Raw genomic sequence first — 23789 nt, forward strand, 5'->3', positions numbered from 1 at the left:
TTCAGAGGATCTTGAACGAGCCCGGCGCCGGCGCTGCGCCGGGCTGGGTGGCCAGGATGGGCTTGCCCGCGTAGTAGTTCTTGATGCCGCGTATCCAGTCGCGCGCCCGGATGTTGAGCTTGAAGTTGTCGTCCATCGAGCGGCCGCGCGTGATCAGGATGCCCAGGTCGGCGCCCTCGTAGCGGTAGTCGCCGGGGCCGGTGATGCGCAGGAAGAAGGCCTCGCGCTCGGTGTCTATGGCCTTGCGGTTGTAGTCGAAGCGCTGGTAGGCGACGCTGCCGTCCTCGCCCATGCGGTAGATGCCGGTGGCCGGAGCATGCGTGACCTGGTCGATGCGGTCCTCGTTGAACTTGAGCACCACCTGAGACCAGGAATCGATGAAATGCGGCTGGGCCCAGCGCTCGTTGATCTCCTTGACGTTCAGGTCGAACGGCACGCCCGAGAATTCGAGCAGGTGGAACAGGAACAGCGGCGCATCGGCGTAGGCGAAGGCGGCATGGTTGGTCATGGGGCTGGCGCCGCAGATGCGCGGGTTCAGCTCGCCCAGGTAGACCTCGCCGGTGTCGGTGTCGATCAGGAAGTCCAGGTCGAAGTAGCCGCGGTAGCCCTCGGCCAGCAACTGGTTGCCGAAGCGCTCGGCCATGTCGCGCGCCCTGGCGCGCACCTCCTCGGAGAAGGCGCCCGGGAACACCTCGTTGCCGCACCAGCCGCCCTTGTAGGGCGTGAGTTCGCGCGCGCCCACCACCTCGGTCAGCAGCGGCCCGACCAAGGTGCCCGACTGGGTGGCGCAGGCCTCCAGCGTGGCGCCGCGGCAGTTGATGCGCTTCATGATCTTGACCTCGGGGTCGTTGACGATCTCGTCCTTGTGCTTGTCGAAGTCCTCGCGCGAGGCGATGAAGAAGGTGGTGTGGCCCGAGTCGCCGAAGGCCGACTGCACCACCAGGTCCTTGCCCAGGCCGTGGCGTTCGGCGATCTGCATCAGGTGCTCGTAGCTGTCCACCTTCTCCAGCGCGTTGGGCACCGAGTAGACGCCGGCCTTGTTGCCTATGCGCACGGTCTCCATCTTGTTGTCGCAGCGCTGGCGCAGCGCGGCTGGCGGAAACCAGACCTCCATGCCCAGCTCCCGGGCCAGGGCCTCGGTCTTCTCGTCGAACATCAGGAAGGTGGCGACCGGCTTGCCGCCGCGCCGCTCGATCAGGTCCACCACATCCTTGTGCTGCAGCAGGTAGTTGTTGATGTCCTCGATGGACTCGAAGGGCTCGTGCGGCAGCTCCTGCGGCACGAAGGCGTTGGGGTGGCGGCCGTCGAAGCAGTCGATGTAGTTGATGTAGCGGAAGCGGTTGACCCAGCGGTCCATGCCCAGCAGGTTGAAGTTGGTGGCGCTGATGAAGTAGATGGGCCGCTCGTTGCGGTGGAACATCAGCAGCAGGTCGGCAACGCTTTTGACTTTGTTGTTCACTTCTTGCTCCTCGTCGTGGTCTTCTTCGGGGTGGGGGAAAGCGTGATCAGTTCAGGTTCGGGCTCGGGTCGGACCAGGCCCAGGCCTTCGTCGCCCGCCTGCGGCTGCGCCGCGCGGCCCGACAGCGCCAGCGCAGCGCGCGCGGCCGTGGCCTGGGCGGCGCGGTCCAGCGCGGCCCGGCTGAAGATGCGAAAGCCCAGCTCGGGCCGGAAGCCGTGGATCTCGCGCACATCGAGCGCGGCCATGAACTGCAGGATCTCGGCGCTGATCACCTGCCCGGGCACGAGGATGGGAAAGCCCGGCGGGTAGGGGATGACGAAGAGCGCGGACACCAGCTCGCGCCCCTCGGCAATGGCGCGCGCGGCCTCGGCCATGTCGATGTACTCGCAGTTGGTGTCGTCGTACGAGAGGAAGAAGGCGCTGCGGATGTCGCCGTCGCGCGTGCCTGCGCGGCCTTCGACGCTGCGGCCCCGGAAGGCGAAGTGAAAGCTGGAGAAATTGGGCAGCGGCGGCTGCTCCAGCGTGAGCGAGCGCACGCGCCTTTCATGGATGCGCCGCTCGATGGCGCTCAGGTCGGCCACGCGGGCGTCCACGTCGCGGGCAATCTTGATCAGCACCTCGATCAGGTAGGCGATGGCCGAGCGCGTGCTGCCGATGTTGGTCATGAACAGCACGGTGTTGCGCGAGGTCTTGTTGATCTGGATGCCGTACCTGTCCATCAACTCCTTGTTCTTGAAGGTGTCGCCGTCCATGCCCGTGGTGCCGATGACCAGGGTGGCGCGGCTGGGGTCGAGCACGAACTCGTCGCTGCGCCATGCCACCTCAAGGTTGTCCCAGCCCGTCTCGTCGTTGTAGTAGTTGTCCACGCCCGACTCTCGGTAGGCCAGCGGCACCAGGTCGCCGATGCGCAGGAAGCGGAAGTAGCGCCTGAGCAGGGGGTGGTGCAGCACCTGCTCGCGCAGGCTCATGGCCAGCTCCAGCTGGCGCTGGATCAGCTCGTAGCCCTCCAGTTCCACCTGGCGGCGGCCCACGTCCAGCGAGGCGAGGATCTGGTAGTTGGGCGAGGTCGAGGTGTGCGTCATGTACGCCTCGTGGAATGACTCCTCGGCCTTGTCCTTGAAGTCCTGGTCCCAGATATGGATCATCGAGCCCTGGCGCAGCGCCGTCAGCGTCTTGTGCGTGGAATGCGTGGCGTAGACCCGGATGCGGGCCTTGGCGGGGTCGGGGATCAGCCGGGTCTCCAGCAACTGCTGGTCGTCCTCCCAGTCGATGCTGGCGGCGAACTCGGCGTGGCGCCTGGCGTAGGCCGGGTCCTTGAAGGTCTCGCACAGCTTGGCGGCGCTGGCCATGGCCGTGCGCGGGCGGTAGATGGGATGGCAGCGCGCGAAGGCGAACCAGGCCTCGTCCCAGAGGAAGACCAGGTCGGGCTTGATGGCCAGGCATTCCGTCATCACGCGCTCCACGTCGTAGACGATGCCGTCGAAGGTGCAGTTGGTCAGCAGCACCATGCGCACGCGCTCCAGCGTGCCCGCGCGCCGAAAGCCCAGCAGGGTCTCCTTGATGTGGCGCAGCGGCACGGCGCCGTACATGGAGTACTGGTCCAGCGGATAGGAGTCCAGGTAGGCCACCTGGGCGCCGGCCAGCACCAGGCCGTAGTGATGGGACTTGTGGCAGTTGCGGTCCACCAGCACGATGTCGTCGGGCCGCACCAGGGCCTGCACCACGATCTTGTTGCAGGTGGAGGTGCCGTTGGTGGCGAAGTAGGTGCGCCTGGCGCCGAAGGCGCGGGCCGCGTACTCCTGGGCCAGCTTGAGCGGGCCCACGGGGTCCAGCAGCGAGTCCAGGCCGCCCGAGGTGGCCGAGGTCTCGGCCATGAACAGGTTCATGCCGTAGAACTGGGCCAGGTCCCCGATCCAGTTGCTGTTCATGATGGACTTGCCGCGCGCCAGCGGCAGCGCATGGAACACGCCCGTGGGCTGCTTGGCGTAGTCGCGCAGCGCGTGGAAGAAGGGCGTCCTGTGGCGCTCGCCCACGCCTTTCATGATGGCGCTGTACAGCTCGATGTGGTCTTCCTCGCCGAAGAAGATGCGCTTGAAGACCTCGCCCACGCGCGCGGCGATCTCCTCGACGCTGACATCGGTGACCAGGTACAGGTCCAGCTCGGGGCGCAGCTGCGCGATCTGGCGGCCCAGCAGCGGGCCGCGCTCGAACTCGGGCATGGCCTCGCTGTTGTCGTCCATGCCTTCCAGGAAGCGGCGCAGCATGCCGTTCCTGTTGACCGAGCGGAATGGAAAGCCATGGCGTATCACCACGGCCTGCAGGTTGAAGTTGACCAGGGTGGCGATCAGCGCGTCCTCGAAGCTGGGCACCACCACGATGTCGAACACGAAATCATCGTCGGCGCTGCGCTTGCGCTGCACGCGGCGGCGCAGCGCGTCTTCCTCGCTGGCCGACATCTCGTCGACGATCAGCACCTCGAAGTAAGGCCGCGTCAGCTGTGCCTGGCGCTCGCTGTCGGTCTCTATCTGCGAGGGCAGCTCGTTGTCGTTGTCCAGCGTGTTGGCGTCATGGCGGTAGGTGCGCGCAGCCAGCACGCGGTGGATGCGCCGCGCCGCCTGGTGGGCGCGTGCCAGTTCCTCGCGCTCTATCCACTGGCACAGCTCACCGAAGACCCGGCCCCCGGGAAAGGCCCAGTAGCTTTCGACCGGAGCCAGCGCGTCGATGATGGTCTGCACATGGGCCAGGCGGCTGGCACGCTCGGGGTGCTCGGGCGCCAGGATGGCCAGCCGGCTGAGATCGTCCACCAGGCTGATCCAGCCATCGGCACGCATTTCCCAGACGCTGCGGTGGCGGCTGAGGGAGGCACGGGCGCGCGTTTCGGTCGGGGGGCGGGATGTCATCGTTGTCTCCTGGTTTTTTGCCGCATCGCCCGGTGGCTTGCGGCTTTGTGGTGCTCGTGATGTCGATCGCTGGGAAAAGGGGCGTGTCAGGTCATTGGGGCTTGTCCAGTGCTCCCAGGCTGTGCAGGTAGGGGAAGTCGGTGCCGTCCTTGCGGTAGACGGTGAAATCGCAGTCGCGGTCGCGGAAGCTCTTGAGCGGCTGGCCCAGGTTGCTGCGCAGGCCGTGTTCGCGCTCGTGCCGCAGCCGGGCGAAGTCGACCTCGATGGGCATGATCTGGGCGCCGCTGTCGGCCTGGTGGAGCACGTAGCCCGAGGGGTCCACGATGATGGAGCGGCCCACGCCGCCGTCGCCCACGCCGTTCACATCGAAGAAATAGACCTGGTTGGTGACGGCCGAGGCGCGCGCGATGCACAGCTCCACATCGCGGTCGATGGTGTCCGTCATGGTGGGGTGCAGGATCACCTCGGCGCCCATGGCCACCAGCGTGCGCGTGGTTTCCGGAAACCACATGTCGTAGCAGATGGACACGCCGAAACGGCCCGCGCCAGGCACGTCGAACACGCAAAAGCCGGTGCCGCCGGCCACATCGCGCTCATAGGGCCTGAAGGGGAAGAGCTTGCGAAAACGCGTGACGACCTCGCCCTGCGGGTTGATGACGGGCGTGGTGTTGTAGACCACCGTGCCATCGGGGCCGGCCACGCTCTCGAACAGCGAGCCGGGAATCAGCCACAGGCCGGTTTCCCGGGCCAGCCCGCACAGCCGGTCCTCGGTGGGGCCGGGCAGCGGCTCGGCCCTGTCGTGCTTGGGGCCCAGCGCCGCCAGCTCGGAGAACAGCACCATGCGGACCCAGGGAAAACGCGAGCGGATGTGGCGCAGGTAACCGGCCATGCGCTCCAGGTTGCTGTCGAAGGCGCAAACCTCCATCTGGACGCCGGCGATGCCGAAGGTGGTGGCCGTGCTCATGGCTGCACCTCCTGGCAGGCCGCTTGCCGGGCCGGCAGGGTGCCGCAACGAAAAGCTTTCAACTTCAAGGACATAGGCTGACTGAGGGGCGGATGGAACCGGGCGGTGGGCACGGGTCTTTGAAGTGTCTGGAGGCGGATCATTGAAAAAATATTCGGCTTTCACGCCTTCGATAGCTATACATGGGGGCGAGTCTATGTTCACATTGATCCCAACAAAAGAACCAAATACCGTGAACAAGAGAGAACCAATTTCCCGCGTTGGAAACTCCACGCTGCCGGACTTTGTCAATCGGCATTTCCAACGTAGCGATGCCGAGTACAACCACCGCCAGCTCTACCGCATCGTCAAGGAAGGCATCCTGCGCAAGGCCCTGCCGGCGGGCTCGCGGCTGCCCACCAGCCGCGAGCTGGCGCAGACGCTGGGCATTGCGCGCAACACCATCGTCCAGGTCTATGAGCAACTGGCGCTGGAGGGCCTGGTGCAGGCCGGCGTGGGGCGGGGCACCTATGTGGCCGAGGTGGCGCCGGCCTTCGTGAGCCAGCCGCCGTTGCCGCGCCGCCGGGGCACGCCGCTGTCGCGGCGCGGCAGCGCCATCGTGGGCGGGGCGCGGGCCAGCCATCTGCAGTGGGGCGCGTTCGCGCCGGGCGTGCCCGAGCTGCGCCAGTTTCCGGCCGCGCTATGGAGCCGCCTGCACGCCCAGGCCTGGCGCGATCACAACCCGCTGCAACTGAGCTATGCCACGGGTGCGGGCCATCCCGCGCTGCGCGAAGCCATTGCCGAGCACTTGCAGGGCACGCGCGGCGTGGCCTGCAGCGCGGACCAGATCCTGGTGACCAGCGGCGCCCAGCAGGCGCTGCACCTGATTTCCCAGCTGCTGGCCGATCCCGGCGACACCGTCTGGCTGGAGGACCCCGGCTACTGGGGCGCACGCAGCGTGTTCCGCATGGCCGGCCTGCAACTGCAGCCCATCGCGCTGGACGGCGAGGGCCTGGCGCCCACGCCGCAGCAACTGAAGACACCGCCGCGGCTGATGTTCATCTCGCCCTCGCACCAGTACCCCAGCGGCGTGCTCATGGGCCATGGCCGAAGGCGCCAGCTGCTGGACTACGCGGTGGCCCAGCGGGTCTGGATCGTCGAGGACGACTACGACAGCGAGTTCCGCTTCACCTCGCGCCCGCTGCCGGCGCTGCAGGGCCTGGACGAGCATGGCCGCGTGATCTACCTGGGCACCTTCTCCAAGACCATGTTTCCCTCGCTGCGGCTGGCCTACCTCGTGCTGCCCAGCGACCTGGCCGACAGCTTTGCGCGCGCGCTGAGCGAGCTGTTCCGGGAGGGGCAGATCATGCAGCAGATCGTGCTGGCGCAGTTCATGCGGCAAGGCCACTACGTCAACCACATCCGCCGCATGCGCCAGGTCTACGGCGAGCGCCGGCGCGTGCTCATCGACGAGATAGGCCAGCGCCTGGGCACGGCGGTGACCGTGCAGGGCGGAGACGCGGGGCTGCACCTGGTGCTGGGCCTGCCGCCCGGCTCGGACGATGACGCCATTGCGCGGCAGGCACGCAAGCTGGGCGTGCTCACGCGGCCGCTGTCCCTGTACTCGCTCAGGCCCGATCCGGCCCGGGGCCTGGTGCTGGGCTACGGAGCCGTGACGGAGCAGGAGATCCGCCACAGCTTCGGCCTGCTGGCCGAGGTGATCGCGCCCCATCTGCCGTGAATGGGCGACGGGGCCCCTTCACTCCTGCGCACCATTCACTCCGGTGCGCCAGTGCGCCGGTGCAGCCAGCCCAGCAACTGCGCCTTGTCCATGGGCCGGGCAACGTGATAGCCCTGTCCCTCCTGGCAGCCCATGGCGCGCAGGGCCTGCCAGGCGCTGGCGTCCTCTATGCCTTCGGCCAGGACCTGGAGGCCGAGCTTGCGGCCCAGCTGGGCGATCATTTCGGCGATGCGCGCCTCCTGTGATTCGCCAAGCTGGCGCACGAAGCTGCGGTCGATCTTGATGCGGTCCAGCGGCAGGCGCTCCAGGTAGCTCAGCGAGGAGTAGCCGGTGCCGAAGTCGTCGATGGCAATGGTCACGCCCAGCGTGCGCAGGGCGCTGAGCGTGGCCTGCAGCAGCTGGGTGGGCAGCACGGCCACCGACTCGGTGATCTCCAGCTCCAGCTGCGCGCCTTGCAGGCCGTGCTCTGCCAGGGCGTTGCTCACGGTCTGCAGAAAGCCCGGGTCCTGCAGCTGCACGGTGGAGACATTGACGGCCATGCGCCTGGGGGCGCGGCCGGCGTCCAGCAGTTCGCGCATGGTGCGGCAGGCCGTGGCCAGCACCCATTGGCCCAGCGGCACGATGAGGCCCGAATGCTCGGCCACCGGGATGAAGCGGTCGGGCGGCACGAAGCTGCCGTCCTGCCGGCGCCAGCGCAGCAGGGCCTCCAGGCCGACCAGGGCATGGGTTTCCAGGTCCACCTGGGGCTGGTAGACCAGGAAAAGCTGGGCGCCGTCGATGGCGGCGCGCAGGTCGGACAGCAGCAGGGCGCGGTCGCGCGCCTCCATGCCCATCTGCTCGGAGTACTCCAGCAGCTGGCCGCGGTGATCGCGCTTGGCGCGCTTGAGGGCGATGGTGGCGTCCTTGACCAGGTCGGTGCCGGCCTGGCGCTCATGGGGCAGGTACACGTAGCCGCAGGTCAGCGAGACCTTGTGCGGCACGCCATCCACGGCCAGCGGCTGGCGGGCGCAGTCCAGCAACTGGGCCAGGGCCACCTCGTCGGTGGGGCCCAGGATGCCGAAGGTGTCCGATCCCACGCGCGCCAGCAGCACGCCTGCGGGCAGCGCGCTGGCCAGGCGGCGGGCCATGGCTTCGAGCAGGCGGTCGCCGAAGCGGTGGCCCATCACGTCGTTGGTGGCGCTGAAGTCGTCGATATCCACCAGGGCCAGCACATGGTCACGCGTGCCGCGCCACACGCATTCGTCCACTTTTTCCACGAAGTGGGCGCGGTTGGGCAGGCAGACCAGGGGGTCGAAGTAGGCGGACTGGTGCAGGCGCTCCAGCAGGCCGCGGTTGTGCAGCAGCGTGCGCAGGTTGGCGCAGAAGACTTCGAGCAGCTGGCGGTCCAGTGCGCTGTGCGAGGCCGGCGCGTCGATGAAGACGGCCATGTCCTGCTCGTCGCCCCGGCCGATGTACAGCGCCACGCCGCGCTGCACGCCGTAGATGTTGCGGCGGGTCTGCAGCGCCTGGCGCAGCAGGCGCAGCCCGCGCGAGGCCAGCACGGTGGCGATGGGCTGGTCGATGAGCCGGGCGAATGGCCCCGTGGCCGCGAGCACGCGGTAGGGCTCGGCCGGGTGCGTGCCCTCCGAGCAGACCAGGCCTTCGCTGGCCACGCCCAGCAAGGTGGCCAGCTGGGTGATCACGCCCCGCGCGAAGGCGTGCAGATTGGTTTCCTCCAGCAGCGAGGCGCTGGAGCGCACCATCAGCTCCAGGCTGCGGCGGTTGGCCTCGATGGCGCACAGCTGCTCGTAGGAGCGCACGGCGGTCACCACGATGGCCAGCAGCCGGTCGGGCGTGAGTTCGGTCTTGGTGCGGCAGTCGTTGATGTCGTAGCGCAGCAGGGTTTCCAGATCGGGCGCCTGGCCCGGGCGGCCGGTGCGCAGCACGATGCGGCTGTTGCGCAGGCCGGCCGTGTAGCGGATGAAATCCACCAGGTCCAGCCCGGCGCCCGTGCCATCGGTCACGGCGTCGAGCACCACCACGGCCAGGTCCTGCTCGCTGCGCAGCAGGTTGCGCGCCTGCGTGCCGGAGCGGGCGTAGAGGAACACCAGCGGCCGGCCGAACAGGCTGTGGCCTTCCAGCGCCAGGCGGAAGGCGGCGTGTACGTCGGGGTCGCTGTCCACGATCAGCACCCGCCATTCAGGCCCGGGCCCGGGCGATGGCGGGGGCGGCTGCAGAGCCGGCTGCAGGAGGGCGGAAGCAGGGGCGGGCGCCCTGGGCGCCCGTGCGCGCATCACGAAACTCATGCCTCAGCCCTGTCCGTGTCCGCGCCGCTCAGGCCGTGGCATGGTCTGCCGCGCGCACGACCTGGTTGCGCCCGCTGCGCTTGGCGGCGTACAGCGCCTCGTCGGCCAGGCTGTAGGCGTCGTCGAAGCGGCCGCCGCTCGGGCGCCAGCTCACGCCGAAGCTGGCCGTGATGCAGCTGGCGTCGGGCAGGCCGAAGGGATGGGCCTCGATGGCGGCGCGCACCTGCTCGGCCACGCACACGGCGCCGTCGCTGTCGTGCTGGGGCAGCAGCACGGTGAATTCCTCGCCGCCCACGCGGCCGATGTGGGCCGTGGCCGGCACGGCGGCCTTGAGGCAGCGCACCACGCCCAGGATCACGCTGTCGCCCACGGGGTGGCCGAAGCTGTCGTTCACGCGCTTGAAGTGGTCTATGTCCAGCACGATCAGGGCCAGCCCCTGCTGGGTGAAGTGGCGGTTCACGCGCTCGATGATGGCCGCGCGGTTGAGCACGCCGGTCAGCGGGTCGTGCGTGGCGCGGTATTCCAGCTCGCCGGCCAGGTCCTGCAGGCGCTGGTTGAGCTGGGTCATCTCCAGCTCGGCCCGGTCGCTGCGGCGCACCAGCCGGCGCGTTTCGCGCAGCAGGCGCTCATAGGCGGTCAGCAGCACGCCCAGGGCCTGGTGGCAGGCCTGGGCGCCGGCTTCCTCGCCCCGGTCGTGGGCGGCGCGGGCCGCCAAAAGGGCCTGGTGCTCGGCATCGAAGAGGTCCGCGGGAGCGGCCACGGTGTCCATCACGCCGCCTTCACGGGGTGGCCGGTGAAGGCGATGGCGGGAAAGTCGTCGCGCAGCTCCTCGCCAAATTCGCAGATGGTGTCGTCTTCCTCGTCGTGGTACCAGTGCAGGGCCACGGGGCGGCCGGCCTCGGCGGCGCCGCTCAGTGCCTCGATCAGGTTGAACAGCATCTTGGTGCTGGAGCTGTTGAAGTAGGCCAGCGCGATGTGCACCTCGATGCGCGCCTGCTGCTGCGCCGGCTGCGGCTGGGCCAGGTAGTCCTTGAGGCGGGCCAGGATGCCGCCGTAGAAGGCGGCGGCGTTCTCGGGATAGGACTCGCCACGCAGGTGCAGCGTGTGCGTGTCGAACTGGAAGTCCACTTCCGGGGAACTGGGAGTCGGTGCGATGTAGAGGTTGTCCATGCGTGATCTCGGTGCGTTGTCCGTGCCTGCGGGCCGGGCCTGTCCAGGCCTGGTGCCGGAGCGACGGCTCAGAGCGTGGCTTTCAGGTAGAAGACGGGCCGGCCGTCCACGGTCTGGGCGGGATCGAAGTCGAACTGCAGCGGCTCGCGCGCATCGCGGGCCAGGGTCAGGAAACCCATGCCCGCGCCCTTGCTGCCTTCGGGCGCGTCATCGCGCAGCGACTGGCGGCAGGCCTTCTTGATCTCGTCCAGCGTCATGCTGCGCAGGGCGTCGAGCTTGGCGCGCAGCGCCTCGCCCATGCCCGGCTCGATGGGGTTGGCGCACAGCAGCACGAAGCTGCCGTCGTCCTCGCGGCGGATGCAGACCGCGCCGTGGCGCAGCTCGCCATCGTCCTGGTGGGGCGGGGTCAGGGCATCGGCCGAGTAATGGATGATGTTCTGCGCCATCTCCACGAAGGACGAGAACAGCTTGCGCCGCGTGGGGCCCGGCACGCCGGCCACTTCCAGCTGCAGCCGCACGGCCTCGGCCATGGCCGCGACGATGTTCTGCGAGAAGTAGCCCACGTAGTAGAAGATCACCTGGTGCTGGCGCGCCAGGTGGAAGAAGCTGCCGTACTTGTCGGCGATCTGTGCGGAGGGCATGGGAGGCATTCAGGTTCTGAAGCAGAAAAAGGTCAGGTCGTCGCGGCGGTGGTGCTCGCCCTGCCAGGCCTGCAGGGCGGCCAGCAGGGCGCGGTTGATCTCGGCGGGGGTGCGGCCTGCCTGCTCCAGCAGCAGCTCGCGCACGCGCTTCTTGCCGAAGGTGATGCCGCGCGGGCCGCCGACCTGGTCGATCAGGCCGTCGGTGGTGATGAAGACCAGGGTGGCGGCGGGCAGCTCCAGGTCGATGTTGTTCCAGGCGAAGTCGAACTCGCTGTCCACATAGCCCACGCCCTTGCGCTGGCCATCGAGCACCTCCACCGCCTCGGCGCCGGGGCGCAGCACGAACAGCGCAAGGCGCGCGCCTGCAAAGCGCAGGCGCCGGTGCGCGGGCTCGAACCAGAAGCAGGCCGCGTCCAGCCCGTCGTCAGAGCCGGGCGTGCCATCCTTGCCGTCGAGCTGGCCCAGCATCTGCTTGACGCTGCGGTTCACATGGCCCAGCAGCGCGGCCGGGTCGCGCGGGCCGTGCTCCTTGATGGCCTGGCTCAGGCTGCTGGTGGCGATCAGCGTCATGAAGGCGCCGGGCACGCCGTGGCCCGTGCAATCGGCCACGGTGGCAAACCAGCCATCACCGTCCTGGCTGAACTGGTAGAAGTCGCCGCCGACCACATCGCGCGGCTCCCAGACCAGGTCGGCCCCGGGGCAGGCGCGTGCCAGGGCCTCGCGCGAGCTGCGCAGCAGCGACTGCTGGATCACGCTGGCGTATTCGATGCTGTGCATGATCTGGCGGTTGCGCGCCACCTGCATGTCCGCCACCGCGCGCATCAGCTGCAGGCCGTTGCCCACGCCCGCGAACAGGCCGTCGCGCGTGATGATGAAGCCATCGGTCAGCGCCTTTTCGCCGTACTCCACGGTCTTCACGGTCAGGGTGTCTATGTCGGTGGAGGCATCGACCACCAGCGGCTCCTTGTCCATGAAGGCGATGCAGCTCTTCTTGCCGTACAGCTCCATGCGAAAGGGCTTGCTGAACTGGGACAGGAAGATGCTGCGGTTGATCAGGCCGATGGGGCGGTTGCCCTCCACCACGGGCAGGCTGATCAGGTCCCGGTGGCGCGTGAAGACCTCGAGCACCTTCTCGTTGGTCTCGTCGGCGGTCATGCAGGGAACGGGGGTACACAGGTCCGCAGCGCTGGGTGGGCGGAAACGTGGCCTGGAATCGCTCAGGTAGGCGCGGGACTCATCCATGGAAGGCACATCGCAAAATTGTTAAGGAATGTTACGTTTTCCTTGTTGCAGTTTTGTGACGCGCACGGCCCTGGTTGGCATGCACTTGTCTTGCGCATAACCATGCGCCAAAAGCTTCGTTGTGGCGTGGCAGGGCGGTTCCTAGCATGAGGGCTTCCCACCCATGCAAGCACTGAGGAGAGACGCCGTGAACGCTGTCACCGAAGCCAGCCACTTGAGCACCGTGGCCCAAGACCTGGAGCAGGACCGGCAACAGCCGCTGCAGATCCAGCCCCTGTCCGGCCGCATAGGCGCCGTGGTCCACGGCGCCAGGCTGTCGGGCGAGCTGGCGGCCGAACAGTTCACGCAGATCCATGCGGCCCTGCTGCGCCACCGCGTGCTGTTCTTCCGGGGCCAGCACCATCTGACGGATGCATCGCACCAGGCCTTCGGGCGGCTGTTCGGCGAGATCGAATCGCACCCCACCGTGCCTGCCCCGGACGGCACGGCCTTTCTGGAGCTCAATTCCCAGCATGGCGGCCGCGCCGATTCCTGGCATACCGACGTCACCTTCAAGGCGGCCTTTCCCAAGGTCTGCGTGCTGCGCGCCGTCACGCTGCCCGGCCATGGCGGCGACACCGTCTGGGCCAATACCGTGGCCGCCTATGAGGGCCTGCCCGAGCCGCTCAGGCAACTGGCCGAGCAGCTGTGGGCCGTGCATGGCAACGACTACGACTACGCCGAGAACTTCCGCCAGAACGCGGCCAGCCAGACCGAGACCGCAGGCCGCGCCAGCTACCGCAAGGTGTTCACGCGCAAGACCATCGAGTCGGAGCAGCCGCTGGTGCATGTGCACCCCGAGACCGGAGAGAAGGCGCTGCTGCTGGGCCACTTCGCCAAGCGCATCAAGGGCCTGCGCGCCAATGAATCGACGGCGCTGCTGCAGCTGTTCAACGAACGCATCATCCGGCTGGAGAACACCGTGCGCTGGCAGTGGGCGCAGGGCGACGTGGCCATCTGGGACAACCGCGCCACGCAGCACTACGCCATCAACGACTACGGCGATGCCCACCGCGTGGTGCGCCGCGTCACCGTGACCGGCACCGTGGCCACCAGCGTGGACGGCCGCCACAGCGTGGACATCACGGTGCCCGAGCCGCTGGCGGCCTGACTGCCCGTGCTATCGGGCAGCGCGCTGCCTGACCGCGTCTTCGTGCAGCGACTCGCTGAGCTGGTCCACGACGATGGACCACGACGCATCGGCCTTGAGCTGCTCGGCCAGGAACTGGCGCTGCGCATCGCTCCAGTAGGGCGCATCCACCACATCCACATCGGCGGCCAGCTGGTGCGCGCGGATGAAATCGGCAATGGCCTGGTCACTGGCATCCAGGCCCAGCTGCAGGAAGAGATTGGACATGCGTACGACGGAGTTGTTCATGAAGGCGTGTGGATGTGTGTGGGTTGAGAGGGCGCTATCTTCCCCGATTTGACCGGCCCTGCGGACCGGTTGCGGTCATTCGTTGCGCGGGTAGGTGCAGGCTGACAGCCTGCCGCGCTCCGGGCCAGCGTGCGCGCGGCGACCGCCCCACTAGCATGGGGCCATGAGCATTCCCGCCCCTGATTCCGCATGGCCGCCGACCTGATCGTGGCCCGCCCCGAAGGCCTGTACTGCGCGGCCGGCGACTTCTACATCGACCCCTGGCGGCCCGTGGACCGGGCCGTGATCACGCATGGCCACTCCGACCACGCGCGCGCCGGCCATGCCCATTACCTGGCCCATGACGACAGCGAGGGCGTGCTGCGCGCACGGCTGGGCGCTGACATCACGCTGCAGACCCTGCCGTATGGCGAAGCCATCGATCACCACGGCGTGCGCATCTCCCTGCACCCGGCCGGCCATGTGCTCGGATCGGCCCAGGTGCGGCTGGAGCATGGCGGCCAGGTGTGGGTGGCCTCGGGCGACTACAAGACCGAGGCCGACGGCACCTGCACCCCCTTCGAGCCCGTGCGCTGCGACACCTTCATCACCGAATCCACCTTCGGCCTGCCCATCTACCGCTGGCCCCGCCAGCCCGAGCTCATGGCCGACATCAACGCCTGGTGGCAGGCCAACGCCGCCCAGGGCAGGCCCTCGGTGCTGCTGTGCTATGCCTTCGGCAAGGCCCAGCGCATCCTGCACGGCGTGGACCGCCGCATCGGCCCCATCGTCGTGCACGGCGCGGTGGAGCCGCTCAATGCCGTGTACCGCGCAGCGGGCGTGGACCTGCCGCCCACGCTGCGCGTGACCGACCCCGGCGTGGATGCACAACGGCTCAAGACCGCCCTGGTGCTGGCGCCGCCTTCGGCGCAGGGCACGCCGTGGATGCGCCGCTTTCCCGGCCATGCCGATGCCTTTGCCAGCGGCTGGATGCAGCTGCGCGGCACGCGCCGCCGCCGTGGCGTGGACCGGGGCTTTGTCATGTCCGACCATGCCGACTGGCCCGGCCTGCAATACGCCATAGGCGCCACGGGCGCCGAGCGTGTCTTCGTCACGCATGGCAGCGTGGCGGTGCTGGTGCGCTGGCTGCGCGAGCAGGGCCTGGATGCGCAAGCCTTCCAGACCGAATACGGCGATGAGGACGAGGCTGCCGCCGCCCAGGCTGCACCGGACGAGGCGCCCGCCCCATGAAGGACTTCGCCGCCCTCTACCGCGCGCTGGACGCCAGCACCGCCAGCCGCGACAAGCAGGCCGCGCTGCAGGCCTATCTGCGCGCCGCCGCGCCTGCCGATGCGGCCTGGGCCGTCTACTTCCTGGCCGGCGGCAAGCCGCGCCAGCTGGTGCCCACCAAGGTCCTGAAGGAGCTGGCGCGCGAGGCTGCCGGCCTGCCCGAATGGCTGTTCGACGAAAGCTACGAGGCCGTGGGCGACCTGGCCGAAACCATTGCGCTGCTGCTGCCGCCACCCGGTGACGCGCACGACCTGGGCCTGGCCGCCTGGGTCACGGACCACCTGCTGCCGCTGCGCGGCATGGCGCCCGAGGCGCTGGCGGACACGCTGCGCATGCAATGGGCACGGCTGGCGGCCGATGAGCGGCTGGTCTACTTCAAGCTGATCACCGGCGCCTTCCGGGTCGGCGTGTCGCGGCTGCAGGTCACGCAGGCGCTGGCGGCCGTCAGCGGGGTGGATGCCAAGCGCATCGCCCAGCGGCTCATGGGCTACACCCACATCGGCGCGCGGCCCGGGGCGGCCGACTACCTGCGGCTGGTGGCAGGCGAGGAAGAGGGCGATGACGCGCATTCGGGCGAAGCCCGTGGCCACCCCTATCCCTTCTTCCTGGCCCATCCGCTGCAGTTGCCGCTGGAGCAGTTCGACGCCGTGCTCGGCCCGCCGTCCCAATGGGTGGTGGAGTGGAAATGGGACGGCATACGCGCCCAGATCGTGCGGCGCGGCAGCGGTGACGCGCTGGGCACCTGGATCTGGTCGCGCGGCGAGGAACTGGTGAGCGAGCGCTTCCCCGAGCTGCAGGCCATGGGCGATGCCTTGCCTGCGGGCACCGTGATCGACGGCGAGATCGTCGTCTGGGCCGCGCAGCAGGGCGAGGCGCCCGCCCATGTGCGCCCCTTTGCCGACCTGCAAAAGCGCATAGGCCGCAAGACCCTGGGCCCCAAGCTGCTGCGCGAGCTGCCCGTGGTGCTGCTGGCCTATGACTTGCTGGAGGAGGGCGGCCAGGACCTGCGCGCGCTGCCCCAGCATGAACGGCGCGCAAGGCTGGATCAGCTGGTGGCCACCGTGGCGCATCCGGCACTGCTGGCCAGCCCCGTGCTGCAAGGCGACAGCTGGGCCGCCCTGGCCGAACTTCGCGAGCAGGCCCGTTCCCTGGGTGTGGAGGGCATGATGCTCAAGGCCCGCGATGCCGCCTATGGCGTGGGCCGCACCAAGGACAGCGGCGTCTGGTGGAAGTGGAAGATCGATCCGCTGAGCGTGGACGCCGTGCTCATCTACGCACAGCGCGGCCATGGCCGTCGCGCCAGCCTCTACAGCGACTACACCTTTGCCGTCTGGAACGCGCCGCCCGGCACCGAGGGCCGCGCCCTCGTGCCCTTCGCCAAGGCCTATTCGGGCCTGACCGATGCAGAAATGGCGCGCGTGGACGCCGTCATTCGCAAGACCACGGTGGAGAGCTTCGGCCCCGTGCGCAGCGTGCGGCCCACCCTGGTTTTCGAGCTGGGCTTCGAGGGCATTGCGCGCAGCGCACGCCACAAGAGCGGTATTGCCGTGCGCTTTCCGCGCATGCTGCGCTGGCGCGAGGACAAGCCTGTGCAGGAGGCCGACTCCATCGACACGCTGGCCGCCCTGCTGCCGCATTCCGACCCTTGATCAACCCTTGACCGACCCGCGACCCACCCGCGACCCACCCTTGACGCACCGCGCCATGGCCCCCCGTTCCCCCCACCCCCTCGCCACTGCCTGGCTTGCCGCACAGGGCTGGAAGCCCTTTGCCTTCCAGCGCGCCGTGTGGAAGGCGCTGGCCCAGGGCCACAGCGGCCTGCTGCATGCGACCACGGGCGCAGGCAAGACCTATGCGGTCTGGCTGGGCGCGCTGCAGGCCTTTGCGCAGGTCCCCAAGGCGCCTGCCCAGGCCCCTGCCCAGGCCCCATCCGGCAGGAGAAAGCCCGTCGCCGCACCCCTGACCGTGCTGTGGATCACGCCCATGCGCGCCCTGGCGGCCGACACGCTCAAGGCGCTGCAGACGCCCTTGCAGGCGCTGGCCCAGGGCCATCCCGCGCTGGCGCGCTGGACCGTGGGCGCACGCACGGGCGATACGGGGAGCGCCGAGCGCGGCGCGCAGTCGCGCCAGCTGCCCACCGTGCTGGTCACCACGCCCGAGAGCCTGTCCCTGCTGCTGGCGCGGGCCGATGCGCGCGAGCTGCTGGGCTCCGTGCGCCTGGTGGTGGCCGATGAATGGCACGAGCTGCTGGGCAACAAGCGCGGCGTGCAACTGCAGCTGGCCCTGGCACGGCTGCGCGGCTGGAGCCCGCAACTGAGCGTCTGGGGCATGTCGGCCACGCTGGGCAATCTGGACGAAGCCATGCAGACCCTGCTGGGCCTGGACGACCATGGCCAGCCGCGGCCCGGCGTACTGGTCCAGGGCCAGGTGGACAAGCGCCTGGTGGTGGACACCTTGCTGCCCGACCGGCCCGAGCGCTTTTCCTGGGCCGGCCACCTGGGGCTGGCCATGCTGCCGGCCGTGGTGCGCGAGCTGGAGGCCACGGCGGGCTCCACCCTGGTCTTTGTGAATGTGCGCTCGCAGGCGGAGCTCTGGTACAAGGCGCTGCTGGAGGCCCGGCCCGACTGGGCCGGCCTGCTGGCCATACACCATGGCTCTCTGGACCGGGGTGTGCGCGAATGGGTGGAGGCCGGGCTCAAGGCCGGCACGCTCAAGGCCGTGGTCTGCACCAGCAGCCTGGACCTGGGCGTGGACTTCCTGCCCGTGGAGCGCGTGCTGCAGATCGGCTCGGCCAAGGGCATCGCGCGGCTGCTGCAGCGCGCGGGCCGCTCGGGCCATGCGCCGGGCCGGCCCTCGCGCATCACCCTGGTGCCCACGCACAGCCTGGAGCTGGTGGAGGCCGCCGCCGCCCGCGCCGCCGTGCGCGCGCAGCAGGTGGAAATGCGCGCCAGCCCCCGCCAGCCCGTGGACGTGCTGGTGCAGCACCTGGCCACCGTGGCCCTGGGCGGCGGCTTCGTGCCCGATGAGCTGTATGCCGAAGTGCGCCGCACCGTCGCCTACGCCGGGCTGGCGCCTGCGGTCTGGCAATGGTGCCTGGACTTCGTGCACCGCGGCGGCCCCTCGCTGGCCGCCTATCCCGACTACCAGCGCGTGCGGCCCGACGGGGAGGGCATCTGGCGCATGCCCGACGCGCGGCTGGCGCGCAGGCACCGCGCCAACATCGGCACCATCGTCAGCGACGCCAGCATGAGCGTGCAGATCCTGCACGGCGCGCGGCTGGGCAGCATGGAAGAGAGCTTTCTGTCGCGCCTGTCGCCCGGCGATGCCTTTGTCTTCGCGGGCCAGGTGCTGGAGCTGGTGCGCATCGAGGACATGACCGCCTACGTGCGCCGCGCCGCCAGAACGCGGCCCACCGTGCCGCGCTGGGCGGGCGCGCGCATGCCGCTGTCCACCGTGTTGGCCGACTTCGTGGTGCAGCAATTGGCGCTGGCGGCAGCGGGCGACTACCACTCGCCCGAGCTGCGCTGCGTGCGCCCCCTGCTGGAGGTGCAGCAGCGCTGGTCGGCCCTGCCCACGCCCGGCACGCTGCTGGCCGAAACCCTGCGCACGCGCGAAGGCTGGCATCTGTTCCTCTACCCCTTTGCGGGCCGCCATGCCCATACGGGGCTGGCCAGCCTGCTGGCCTGGCGCGCCGCGCAGGGCGAGACGGGTACCTTCTCCATCGCCGTCAACGACTACGGGCTGGAGCTGCTGAGCGCCACCGAGCGTGACTGGGCCGCCATGCTGCCCGAACTGCTGCGCGCCGAGCCGGTGCAGGCCGTGGCGGCGCCCGGACGTGTCTCTGCCACGGAGGCGGGCGCCATGCGCAACACCGCCAATGCCGACCGCCACTGGGACCAGGCCGCCGAGGATGTCCACCTGGCGGGCGATGACGCCCGCCACGCCCTGCTGCACGAAGTGCTGGCCAGCCTCAACGCCACCGAGATGGCAAGGCGGCGCTTCCGCGAGATCGCCCGCGTCTCGGGCCTGATCTTCCAGAGCCACCCGGGCGAGCGCCGCAGCGCGCGCCAGCTGCAGGCCTCGGCCCAGCTGTTCTTCGAGGTGTTTCGCAAGTACGACGACATGAACCTGCTGCTGCGCCAGGCCGACGAGGAAGTGCTGAGCCAGGAGCTGGACGTGGCCCAGCTGCTGGCCGCGCTGCGCCGCATGCAGGCGCAGCAGCTGGTAGTGAGCGCGCTGCGCCGGCCCAGCCCGTTTGCCTTTCCGCTGATGGTGGAGCGCTTTCGCGAAAAGCTCACCAACGAGCACCTGGCCGACCGCATCGCGCGCATGCTGGCCCAGCTGCACGAGGCGGCAGACGCCGGCGGTGCAGCCAGCGAGCCGCGCACGCAGGACCTGGTCCCGCCCGATCCACCGCTGCGTCCACGGAAAAAACCCAAGGCAGACCAGCCCCCCGCCGTGGACGAGGACACGGCCGCCGTGCGCCGTACGCTGGATTTCTCGCTGCAGGCCACCGACGGCCCCGAGGCCGATGCCGCCAGCCGCCGCCCGCGCCGCGTGCGCAAGCCCTCGCGGCCCTTGCCGCTGCTGTAGAACCATTGCACCGCTGATGAAAGGCCACGCACTGTTGCCAAGTCCTGTTTCCCCCGACGCCCTGGCCGGCAGCCTGGGCATCCTCCTGGCGGGCGAGCCCGTCCACCTGCTGGCCCAGCACGCCCTGTGGTGGCCCGCCCAGGGCACGCTGTTCATTGCCGACCTGCACCTGGGCAAGGCCGCCACCTTCCGTGCGCGCGGCATTCCCGTGCCGGCCGGCACCACCCAGGGCAACCTGGACCGGCTGTCGGCGCTGCTGCAGGGCCTGCCGGTGCGCCGGCTGGTCGTTCTGGGCGACTTCCTGCATGCCGCGCAGGCCCGCACGCCGTCCGTGCTGGCCGCCCTGGCCGACTGGCGACGCCGCCACGCGGCGCTGGAGGTGGTGCTGGTGCGTGGCAACCACGACAGCCATGCGGGCGACCCGCCGTCCGCGCTGGGCATCGGCGTGGTGGACGAACCCTGGCGCCTGGGCCCATTCGCGGGCTGCCATTACCCGCAGGAGGCTCCTGCCTGCCATGTGCTGGCCGGCCATGTCCACCCCGCCGTCGTGCTGCGCGGCCCGGGGCGAGATGCGCTGCGCCTGCCGTGCTTTGCCGTCCATGCCGGCTTCACCCTGCTGCCGGCCTTCGGCCTGTTCACCGGCATGGCCAGCCTGCCGCCCGGTCCTGGCCTCCAGTGCTTTGCGGTGGGCGGCGGGCGGGTCTGGGCCGTTCCCGGCCAAGCAGACAGAATGTAATCAAACGTAATTTGCCGCAAAACCGTTGTTCCCTACAGTGGCTCCTGCAACAGACGCGGCGGGATAGCAGGTGCCACCCGACTCGCCTTTGATCCAACAGGAGAGGTGCATGGGCGTTCAACTCAACTTCATCAACCAATCGAACGACACGAACAACTCGCAGATCGTCATCTTCCAGAAGAACGTTGCCAGCGATTTCGAGGAACTGGCCGTGGCCTGGCAGGTCATCAGAAACTGCGGACAAGGCGATAACCATCCTTTCTCATTTCCCCTCTCCATGCAGATCGCTGCCAGCGACAGCTATGGCAACTACACGCCGCAACTGAATGCGCAAGATGGCGAACTGTTCCATATGACTCTGACGGCCTCGGGAGATCGCCTGGTGCCTGCTGGCCGTGGCACCAGTTCCAGGGAAGTGCAGTTGCTCAATGCGCTGCCCAGGGGGGCCATCAATGCCAGTTGCTACAAGGATGGCAAGCTGCTGGCGGTCAAGAACTCGATTGCTCCCCAGCAAAGGGCCGTCTTCGCGTTCAAGCCCACGCTCTGGATCGGCATTGCCTCGCAGGCTGTGCAGGGCGAGGTGATGGGCTCGGCCACTCTTTCCAACATCAACACCGAAATATCCCTGATGGGCATTGCCAGCGCCGACATCGTGATGACTGGCGGAGGCCCCGGACCTGATTCCAGGCCGTTCTCATTCCTTCTCGAGAACATCGTGATGCGCTGATGGCAGACCACATCCGGTCTGCGGTGCCCCGTTCGGTCGATTGCCGCCAGCGCGGGGCGAAGCTTCCTCCCCCTGTTTGTCGATGAAGGATGTGCTCCATGATGACTCTTCCCACTATGCCCGGTCATTCGTTTTCCATCCCCGGCCTGGGAGATGTGCCGGTCGGTTCGGTCACGGCCTATGCTGGCACCCTTGATACCTCCGGGGCTGGTGGCGCGCAGGACCACACAAGCGTCCTGGAGGCTTCGGCCTGGATGTTGTGCGATGGCAGGGAGCTGGCCTGCGCCCAGTACCCCCAGCTGTTTGCTGTTCTGGGCTATGTGTACGGCGGCGCGGATGGAACGTTCCGCATTCCCGACTACCGGGGCTGCTTCCTGCGCGGCGTGAGCGCCGGTACGAACAATGACCCCGATGAGGCAAGCCGCACCCGGCCGCCTGGTGGACAGGGCCTGGACAATGGCGTGGGGTCTCGGCAGTCCTCCTCGCCTATGCAAGAGAACACCCGCGACGGCACGCCCGCCCCGGTGGCGGCAAGCCCGGCCGAGACGCGGCCCCTGAACGTGTATGTGAACTACATCATCAAGTTCACCTACGGCATTCGCCCCATGTCGATGTGACGCCGCGATTGTTCGCATCCTCTACCCCTGCAAAGCAACGAGGCCATGGGTGCCGCCCGGGCCGAGCCACCAGTGCTTTGCCGTAGGCGGCGGGCGGGTCTGGGCCGTTCCCGGTGGAGGGGGCGGGATGTAATCAGGCGTAATTTTCTGAAGGATCGTTGTTCCCTACAGTGCGCTTGCGCCCGCACGGCGGGGCAGCAGAAAGCGCCGCAGCGCTTTTTTGATCCATCAGGAGAGATGCATGGGCGTTCAACTCAACTTCGTCAATCAATCGAACGACGCAAACAACTCGCAGATCGTCATCTTCCAGAAAAACGTGGCCAGCGATTTCGAGGAGCTGGCCGTGGCATGGCGGGTCATCAAGTACTGCGGCCAGGGCGACAACCACCCGTTCACCTTCCCGCTGGGCCTGCAGGTCGGTGCCAGCGACAGCTATGGCAACCACACGCCCCAGCTGGAGGCGCAGTTCGGCCAGCAGTTCCAGCTGTCCCTGAGCAGCAGCGGCGATCGCCTGGCGCCCGCAGGCTATGGCGCAAGCTCCAACGAAGTGCAGGTGCTCAACTCGCTGCCCCGGGGCGCCATCAATGCCAGTTGTTACAAGGACGGCCGGCTGCTGGCCGTCAAGACCGCGATTGCCCCCCAGCAAAAGGCCGTGTTCGAATTCAAGCCCTCCATCTGGATCGGGGTGGTCTCGCAGATCGAACAGGGCCAGGTCATGAACTCGGCCATCCTGGGCGACATCAACACCGAGATCTCCCTGCTGGGCATCTCGCGCGCCGACATCGTGATGCGCGGCGGCGGTGCGGGCGCCGGGTCCACGCCGTTCTCGTTCACGCTGGAGAACGTCGTGATGTGCTGAGGCCTGCCCCGCACCCCCGACTGGGGGGCAGGCACATCGGATGACGACTCCGTGACAGTTGTCACACCTCTGTCATGGAGGCGGCCAAGAATCCCGCACTTGTCCGGCCCGCGCAGGCCACTCCCCGCAGGTGCCCCACCCATCCATGACTGACGCAGCCTCCCCCCTGGCCCAGGCCAATGAAGACGCAGGCCTGATCTGCGGCTGGCGGTTTTTCTGCGACACGCAGCGGCGTGTGGAGGCCATGACGGCACAGTCGGCCGCGCAGTGGCTGGGTGGAGAGCGTCCGCTCACCGAGCCCGGCCGGCGCGACTTCCTGTGGCTGCACTTCAACCTGGCCAATACCCAGTCCCTGCGCTGGCTGCAGCGCCACGCCGCGCTGCCCGAAGTCTTCTACACCACGCTGCGCGAGGGCCTGGCCTCCACGCGCATCGAGCGCTCCGATGACTCCCTGGTCGCCGTGCTCAACGATGTGAATTTCGAGTTCAACTTCGAGTCGGCCGACATCGCCACGCTGTGGATCTGCCTGGACGAGCGCCTGGTCGTCACCGCGCGCACCCAGCCGCTGCGCTCGGTCGATGCGCTGCGTGCCGGCGTGCGCCAGGGCGACAGCCCCGCCAGCACGGCCGAGCTGCTGGAACACCTGATGCGCACCCAGGCCGACGTGCTGGTCAAGGTGGTGCGCGAGACCACGGCGCGCGTGGACGACATCGAGGACGCCATCATCGCGCAGCGCTACCACCATCCGCGCGCCCACCTGGGCCGGCTGCGCCGGCTGCTGGTGCGCCTGCAGCGCCTGCTGGCGCCCGAGCCGGCCGCGCTGTTCCGCCTGCTGCAGCAGCCCCCCGCCTGGATGGGCGAGGACGACCGCCGCGGCCTGGCCGCCGCCAGCGAGGAGTTCTCGCTCATGCTGCGCGACATGCAAACCCTGCAGGACCGCATCAAGCTGCTGCAGGAAGAAGTGGCCGCCGCCGTGAACGAGGACAACAGCAACAGCCTCTTCGTGCTGACCGTGGTCACCGTGCTGGCCCTGCCCATCAACATCCTGGCCGGCCTGTTCGGCATGAACGTGGGCGGCATACCCCTGGCAGAGCACGAGCACGGCTTCTGGATCGTGGTGTCCATCGTGATCGCCTTCACCGTCATCGCCGCCTGGCTGGCGTTTCGCAAGAAGCGGTACAGGGATTAGG

At 68.6% G+C, this 23789-nt stretch carries 19 protein-coding genes; 10 read left to right on the plus strand and 9 right to left on the minus strand.

Going from position 1 to position 23789, the window contains the following annotated elements; genetic code table 11:
* Position 1: 1 nt before the first annotated feature.
* The 3 genes from BO996_RS14175 to BO996_RS14185 form a co-directional block, all read right to left on the minus strand.
* Complete coding sequence (locus BO996_RS14175) at positions 2–1459, minus strand: biotin carboxylase (protein ID WP_013802977.1); 1458 nt, start codon at positions 1457–1459, stop codon at positions 2–4.
* Positions 1456–4359 (minus strand): aminotransferase class I/II-fold pyridoxal phosphate-dependent enzyme, encoded by a 2904-nt coding sequence (locus BO996_RS14180; RefSeq protein WP_013802976.1) that lies wholly within the window; start codon positions 4357–4359, stop codon positions 1456–1458. Before BO996_RS14180 ends, BO996_RS14175 begins: the two co-directional genes overlap by 4 nt.
* 91 nt (positions 4360–4450) lie before the next feature.
* Complete coding sequence (locus BO996_RS14185; RefSeq protein WP_013802975.1) at positions 4451–5323, minus strand: carbon-nitrogen hydrolase family protein; 873 nt, start codon at positions 5321–5323, stop codon at positions 4451–4453.
* A 232-nt stretch (positions 5324–5555) separates the two neighbouring features.
* Between BO996_RS14185 and pdxR the strand changes: the two genes are divergently transcribed.
* Positions 5556–7043: a MocR-like pyridoxine biosynthesis transcription factor PdxR gene (gene pdxR / locus BO996_RS14190; protein WP_224986001.1), complete on the plus strand. Its 1488-nt coding sequence runs from the start codon at positions 5556–5558 to the stop codon at positions 7041–7043.
* A gap of 35 nt (positions 7044–7078) precedes the next feature.
* Here pdxR and BO996_RS14195 read toward each other — a convergent pair whose 3' ends face one another.
* The 5 genes from BO996_RS14195 to BO996_RS14215 all read right to left on the minus strand — a co-directional run bounded on the left by BO996_RS14195 (position 7079) and on the right by BO996_RS14215 (position 12381).
* Positions 7079–9328 (minus strand): putative bifunctional diguanylate cyclase/phosphodiesterase, encoded by a 2250-nt coding sequence (locus BO996_RS14195; RefSeq protein ID WP_071955138.1) that lies wholly within the window; start codon positions 9326–9328, stop codon positions 7079–7081.
* Positions 9329–9356: 28 nt separating this feature from the next.
* Positions 9357–10097 carry a GGDEF domain-containing protein gene (locus BO996_RS14200; RefSeq protein ID WP_034392248.1) on the minus strand — a complete coding sequence of 247 codons (741 nt, stop codon included), beginning with the start codon at positions 10095–10097 and terminating at the stop codon, positions 9357–9359.
* A complete protein-coding gene (locus BO996_RS14205; protein ID WP_012204882.1) occupies positions 10097–10498 on the minus strand; it encodes a DUF1987 domain-containing protein in 402 nt (133 codons plus the stop codon). Before BO996_RS14205 ends, BO996_RS14200 begins: the two co-directional genes overlap by 1 nt.
* 68 nt (positions 10499–10566) lie before the next feature.
* On the minus strand, positions 10567–11139 hold the full coding sequence (locus tag BO996_RS14210) for a SiaB family protein kinase (RefSeq protein ID WP_013802972.1): 573 nt from the start codon (positions 11137–11139) through the stop codon (positions 10567–10569).
* A gap of 9 nt (positions 11140–11148) precedes the next feature.
* Positions 11149–12381 carry a SpoIIE family protein phosphatase gene (locus tag BO996_RS14215; RefSeq protein ID WP_071957104.1) on the minus strand — a complete coding sequence of 411 codons (1233 nt, stop codon included), beginning with the start codon at positions 12379–12381 and terminating at the stop codon, positions 11149–11151.
* A 187-nt stretch (positions 12382–12568) separates the two neighbouring features.
* On the opposite strand from BO996_RS14215, the gene BO996_RS14220 reads away from it, so the two are divergent.
* Positions 12569–13531 carry a TauD/TfdA dioxygenase family protein gene (locus BO996_RS14220; RefSeq protein WP_063326491.1) on the plus strand — a complete coding sequence of 321 codons (963 nt, stop codon included), beginning with the start codon at positions 12569–12571 and terminating at the stop codon, positions 13529–13531.
* A 9-nt stretch (positions 13532–13540) separates the two neighbouring features.
* Here BO996_RS14220 and BO996_RS14225 read toward each other — a convergent pair whose 3' ends face one another.
* Entirely contained in the window at positions 13541–13798 is a 258-nt protein-coding gene (locus BO996_RS14225; protein WP_012204886.1) for a DUF2789 domain-containing protein, read from the minus strand.
* Between the two features lie 189 nt (positions 13799–13987).
* On the opposite strand from BO996_RS14225, the gene BO996_RS14230 reads away from it, so the two are divergent.
* The 8 genes from BO996_RS14230 to BO996_RS14265 all read left to right on the plus strand — a co-directional run bounded on the left by BO996_RS14230 (position 13988) and on the right by BO996_RS14265 (position 23788).
* Complete coding sequence (locus BO996_RS14230; RefSeq protein ID WP_071955140.1) at positions 13988–15028, plus strand: ligase-associated DNA damage response exonuclease; 1041 nt, start codon at positions 13988–13990, stop codon at positions 15026–15028.
* Positions 15025–16716, plus strand: a complete 1692-nt coding sequence (locus tag BO996_RS14235; RefSeq protein ID WP_071955142.1) for an ATP-dependent DNA ligase — start codon at positions 15025–15027, stop codon at positions 16714–16716. The genes BO996_RS14230 and BO996_RS14235 overlap by 4 nt, the downstream gene beginning before the upstream one ends.
* Before the next feature lie 55 nt (positions 16717–16771).
* Positions 16772–19660 carry a ligase-associated DNA damage response DEXH box helicase gene (locus BO996_RS14240; protein ID WP_071957105.1) on the plus strand — a complete coding sequence of 963 codons (2889 nt, stop codon included), beginning with the start codon at positions 16772–16774 and terminating at the stop codon, positions 19658–19660.
* A gap of 16 nt (positions 19661–19676) precedes the next feature.
* Positions 19677–20396 carry a ligase-associated DNA damage response endonuclease PdeM gene (gene pdeM, locus BO996_RS14245; protein ID WP_071955144.1) on the plus strand — a complete coding sequence of 240 codons (720 nt, stop codon included), beginning with the start codon at positions 19677–19679 and terminating at the stop codon, positions 20394–20396.
* 109 nt (positions 20397–20505) lie between these two features.
* The gene (locus BO996_RS14250) at positions 20506–21123 is read left to right on the plus strand and encodes a hypothetical protein (protein ID WP_071955147.1); all 618 of its coding nucleotides are present in this window, start codon (positions 20506–20508) and stop codon (positions 21121–21123) included.
* A gap of 98 nt (positions 21124–21221) precedes the next feature.
* A complete protein-coding gene (locus tag BO996_RS14255) occupies positions 21222–21740 on the plus strand; it encodes a phage tail protein (RefSeq protein ID WP_088165522.1) in 519 nt (172 codons plus the stop codon).
* Positions 21741–21981: 241 nt separating this feature from the next.
* Complete coding sequence (locus BO996_RS14260; protein WP_034392269.1) at positions 21982–22599, plus strand: hypothetical protein; 618 nt, start codon at positions 21982–21984, stop codon at positions 22597–22599.
* Positions 22600–22744: 145 nt separating this feature from the next.
* Positions 22745–23788: a transporter gene (locus tag BO996_RS14265; RefSeq protein ID WP_034392272.1), complete on the plus strand. Its 1044-nt coding sequence runs from the start codon at positions 22745–22747 to the stop codon at positions 23786–23788.
* The last annotated feature ends 1 nt before the right edge of the window (position 23789 follow it).

Source organism: Delftia sp. HK171, assembly GCF_001886655.1.
Classification (GTDB): Bacteria; Pseudomonadota; Gammaproteobacteria; order Burkholderiales; family Burkholderiaceae_C; genus Comamonas; species Comamonas acidovorans.